The organism is Vibrio sagamiensis NBRC 104589, assembly GCF_007990935.1.
GTDB classification, from domain to species: Bacteria; Pseudomonadota; Gammaproteobacteria; order Enterobacterales; family Vibrionaceae; genus Vibrio; species Vibrio sagamiensis.
On the sequence record NZ_BJXJ01000147.1, the window covers coordinates 1 to 639 of the forward strand.

At 39.4% G+C, this 639-nt stretch carries 2 protein-coding genes; both read left to right on the forward strand.

Annotated elements, in window-relative coordinates; translation table 11 throughout:
* Window positions 1–143 precede the first annotated feature (143 nt).
* The gene (locus VSA01S_RS19860) at window positions 144–344 is read left to right on the forward strand and encodes a hypothetical protein (protein WP_039981869.1); all 201 of its coding nucleotides are present in this window, start codon (window positions 144–146) and stop codon (window positions 342–344) included.
* A 10-nt stretch (window positions 345–354) separates the two neighbouring features.
* A complete protein-coding gene (locus VSA01S_RS20510) occupies window positions 355–483 on the forward strand; it encodes a hypothetical protein (protein ID WP_258007801.1) in 129 nt (42 codons plus the stop codon).
* Window positions 484–639 lie beyond the last annotated feature (156 nt).

Here is a 639-nt window from a genome sequence, read left to right on the forward strand (position 1 = left end):
GGCTCATCACGACGTAACCAAAATCAAATCGAGACAGATATAACAAGCATGTGAGCGATTGCATATATTGTTTTTTAACTCTAAATTACAATGCGTATATAAATTACAAAACTAATGTGCGTGACTAACCAGAGGTAATAGAGATGAATAGCGAAAGAGTTAAAAAAGCAGAAATAGAAGTTTATCAATGTCTCAATTATGGTGGAATTTTTCATGATGAAGCCCCAACCTCAAAATCAATCGAATTAGCCTACGAGCAAGGTGATTTATCTGATGAAATACCTCATATGCGTAGATTGGCAACCGCTCTAAATAAGCTTGCAGACGCACTTGAAGACCAATAGGGGGAATGGCATGCAAACCAGAACAGTTAAAGTCAGTCGCTTTCAAGCATGGCGTATGAAGTTAGGCTTACGCCTCATAAATCTCGATGTTACTGACAACCCTAAAGTTCGAATCTTATACGGCCGAGTCCTCCAGTAAGTGAATAAAGACTATGCCAGTGGGTCTAGAGTGACATGAAAAAATGTAAGCCTTGTTGCATATGTTGCTTGAAGTTTCAGCATCGTTCAATTAGCCTCAAGCCAGTTTCGTTGAACACTGACGTAAAGTGTTAAGCACACGAGTTTAACGGGCTTG